Source organism: Clostridium sp., assembly GCF_051654825.1.
In the GTDB taxonomy this organism is placed as follows: Bacteria; Bacillota; Clostridia; order Clostridiales; family Clostridiaceae; genus Clostridium.
Window position 1 is genome coordinate 1 of the sequence record NZ_JBOFYU010000279.1, and the last position, 3,347, is coordinate 3,347.

At 26.0% G+C, this 3,347-nt stretch carries 3 protein-coding genes and 1 pseudogene; all 4 read right to left on the reverse strand.

Going from position 1 to position 3,347, the window contains the following annotated elements; all coding sequences use genetic code 11:
* Positions 1-356: 356 nt before the first annotated feature.
* Positions 357-980: a type A chloramphenicol O-acetyltransferase gene (gene catA, locus ACRDBA_RS16825; RefSeq protein ID WP_438574090.1), complete on the reverse strand. Its 624-nt coding sequence runs from the start codon at positions 978-980 to the stop codon at positions 357-359.
* Positions 981-1,520: 540 nt separating this feature from the next.
* Positions 1,521-1,928 carry a hypothetical protein gene (locus tag ACRDBA_RS16830; protein WP_438574091.1) on the reverse strand — a complete coding sequence of 136 codons (408 nt, stop codon included), beginning with the start codon at positions 1,926-1,928 and terminating at the stop codon, positions 1,521-1,523.
* 47 nt (positions 1,929-1,975) lie between these two features.
* The gene (locus tag ACRDBA_RS16835) at positions 1,976-2,881 is read right to left on the reverse strand and encodes a VanZ family protein (RefSeq protein WP_438574092.1); all 906 of its coding nucleotides are present in this window, start codon (positions 2,879-2,881) and stop codon (positions 1,976-1,978) included.
* A 284-nt stretch (positions 2,882-3,165) separates the two neighbouring features.
* Positions 3,166-3,347: pseudogene (locus ACRDBA_RS16840) on the reverse strand (serine protease); the annotation flags it as partial.

Below are 3,347 nucleotides of genomic sequence, written 5' to 3' on the forward strand. Positions count from 1 at the left end.
AATGTTTTAGTCATAATAACTCCTTATGTCTAATTAGTTTTTCTAATAAAAAAATTCGCTTAACTAATAGTTTCAACGATTTCGTACGTTACTCAAAATCACTATATATAGTAAGCGACTTTTATATTTTATACTAGATGTAGTATTAAATCAAGTTCATATTTTAAACTATTATTAATTTAATTTCTATATATTCTTACCCCTTAAAAATACTTTGTAACAATTATTTATTTGAATCTAAAAAGTAGTAGCTATTGATTCACCTTGTGTTATTTAATAAAACTCAAAAAGGATGGAATTGTAAAATCCCATCCTTTTCTCATAATGTATATAAATACTCAGCTACAAATTTCAACTTATGATTCTATTAATTCTTGTAATTCATTTACAAAGCGACTTACATGGAATCCATCACACACTGCATGATGAACCTGTATTGCTAATGGTAAAATATACCTACCGCTTTCTATATAATATTTTCCCATAGTGAAAATTGGTAATAAGTACTCATATCCTTTTTGTAGATTTAAATTAAATCCCTCAAATGTAGTCCATGGTATCATTGATACTGGAAAATTATTTTCTGGTATATCTGGTTTTGCTATCATCTTTTTTACAGTACTAAACATTTCTATGTCTTTTTCATACGCTTTACAAAATACATCATAATTCTCAGAATACTCTGTCCATATATTAGTAAAAGTTTCAGTTTCTTTATTAAATATAGTATAACATGGTAACATTTCATCAAAAAAACCTAGATTTCCATCCATATCAAAAGTAGTTCTAAACTCGCTGTGTCTATTTACTACTTTGGTAATAAAATATAACATTGTTGGGTATAGCTTTCTATTTGAGTTTTTAATTTTAGTAATATCCAATTTTACAGTCATACTGTATGTACATGGAATTTCAGAAAAATAATGTTCGAAGTATTCTTTTCTATTCCAGTCATCTTTATTTATAATATTAAAATTCATTAATTTATTTCCTTTCAAATCTTTATTTATATATAAAATATAAAAGTATAATTACTTTTCATTATATTAAAGTTATACACTATGTTTTTCTATATAGCTATAAGATTTAATATTATATAAAGCTAACCCTCCTATATTTATCCATAATACAATAATAATATTTATATCCTTATAAAATAAGTAACTAATTATTAACCAACAAATCCCCGAAAAAAGTGATAGTATTCTTCCTAATTTTATAATCTTATAACTATTCAACACTCTATAATTACGTCTCATTTTCAAATAATATTTATCTGGAAGAAACTTTGATATAATTATTAATCCAATCCCAATAATAAAATATATAATAGATACAGCTAATTTAAATATATTCATCTCAATAAACTATGCCCCCTATTTTTCAAGCTTCCATTTGCCATTTTCTTTATTACGAACTAAAACCCACTTCCAATCAGTATATATTTAAACTTCCATCACCACCCAAGGAAATTCACTTTTAAAAATACTTTTTACAATACTCTTTGCTTCCTTAATTTCCTATTCATTGTACATTAATATACTCGTTATCTCTGAAAAAAGAAATCTTTTCCCAAGAAAGCCTTCAGCAAAACCTTCTTCAGTTTGTATTTTTATTTCGCTGCCAACATTAATATTTAATATTTCCAAAATTTTATATTCAGTACTACTTTTATGTACTAAATGTGTATCTATTACTTTGTTTTTTTCACTATCTTCATATGTTATTTCTAAATTGTAATTATTGAAACCCTCACCATCTTCTTCAATTTCCATTTTTGTTATAATACCCATTGTCTCATAATCGCTAGTATATCTTATTTCAAAAACTACCCTATAGTAGAAAAATATTAAAAATAATAGTAATAAAGATATCGATATTATAAACTTATTATTTTTCTTTAGTTTTTCATTCAGCTCAATCCCCACCTATATGTATGTCTTAATGCTTATTATTTGTAATGTATTCATATTTTTTAATCTAAAAGAAAATCAACTTGAAAAGCTGAAAAATTTGTATTAAGTTCATCTGTGTAAATATAATACACTGCCTTTTCATCTTTTATCTTACTTCTTCTTTTAATTTCTAATTTAAAGTCATTTGATTCTGATTTGTTCAAAATATAAGTTTCTTTTTCGATAATACCGCTATTATCTATAAGTACGTTATAATACTCTTCTACAACTTTAAGCTTCTCTAAATTATGGTTTATAACCTTAAAATTCAAAGTATTATCCCTATTTAAAGTTTGAATAACTGGTATATCAGTATACTCATCATCAAAATTATTTGGATTATAAGTAGGTTCTATTATAGTATCGGTATAATTTAGAGTTATTTCTATTGGTGAAATATCATTATCACCTAAAATATCATTTTCTTCATTGTATAATGAAATCGATAACATTCCGACTAGTCCTACTGTAGCAACTAAAGCAAGTATGTTAAATATACTAATAACCTTACTTTTAAATATCTTAGCGAATAAATAGAATATTCCTATCCCCATTACTCCACCTAGTGTATTCCCTATAATATCAGTTATATCCGTAGCTCCAATAGCAAATATAAATTGTAAACTTTCAATTCCAAAACTAAGAATAAAAGCTACTAAAGATTTTTGAATAATAGACCAATTTTGTTTTAACATACATATATAAATTCCAACAGGCACAAACACAAGTATATTATTGATAATCTCATTAATATATACTTTACCATTAACAACTACTGAACCATAAAAAGGAATAAGATTAATGCTTCTATTGTGGTCAATCTCGTTAAAAGAAAAGCTCATCTTAAACAAAAGAATCCATATTAATATACAAATATATGTTATAAATAACCCCCTAGTTAAATTACGCTGTTCTTTAGCTTCCATTTGTAACCCACCTCCCCTTATTAGATTTAAATTATATATAAATCCCTCCTCATAATATACTTATATTTCCATTTTTTCAACTATAATCTTATACTTGAAATTAAAAAGTGGATAGTTAACCTATCCACCTTGTATAATCAATAAACTATTATTGATATTAATACAGAGTCTTTGTGTAGATTAGGAGTGGATAGAGGTATTATATAGGTCGCACCGACTTTCCCAAAGGGCGGAAGGAAGACCTATATAATACCTCTATCCACGGGCCCCATCTACACAAAAACCTAGTTTTTATCTAAATTTAAATACACCAATCCATTACCTTGTAATGTTCTTGCTAGCGGAAGAGTCTTTGTATATTTTATCAACTGACCATACAACTCTGTTTCTGTTAAAGTTCTTCCAAATTCTTTTTTAGACCATTCAATTAATAGTGCTAACGCTCCACTAACATGCGGTGTAGCCA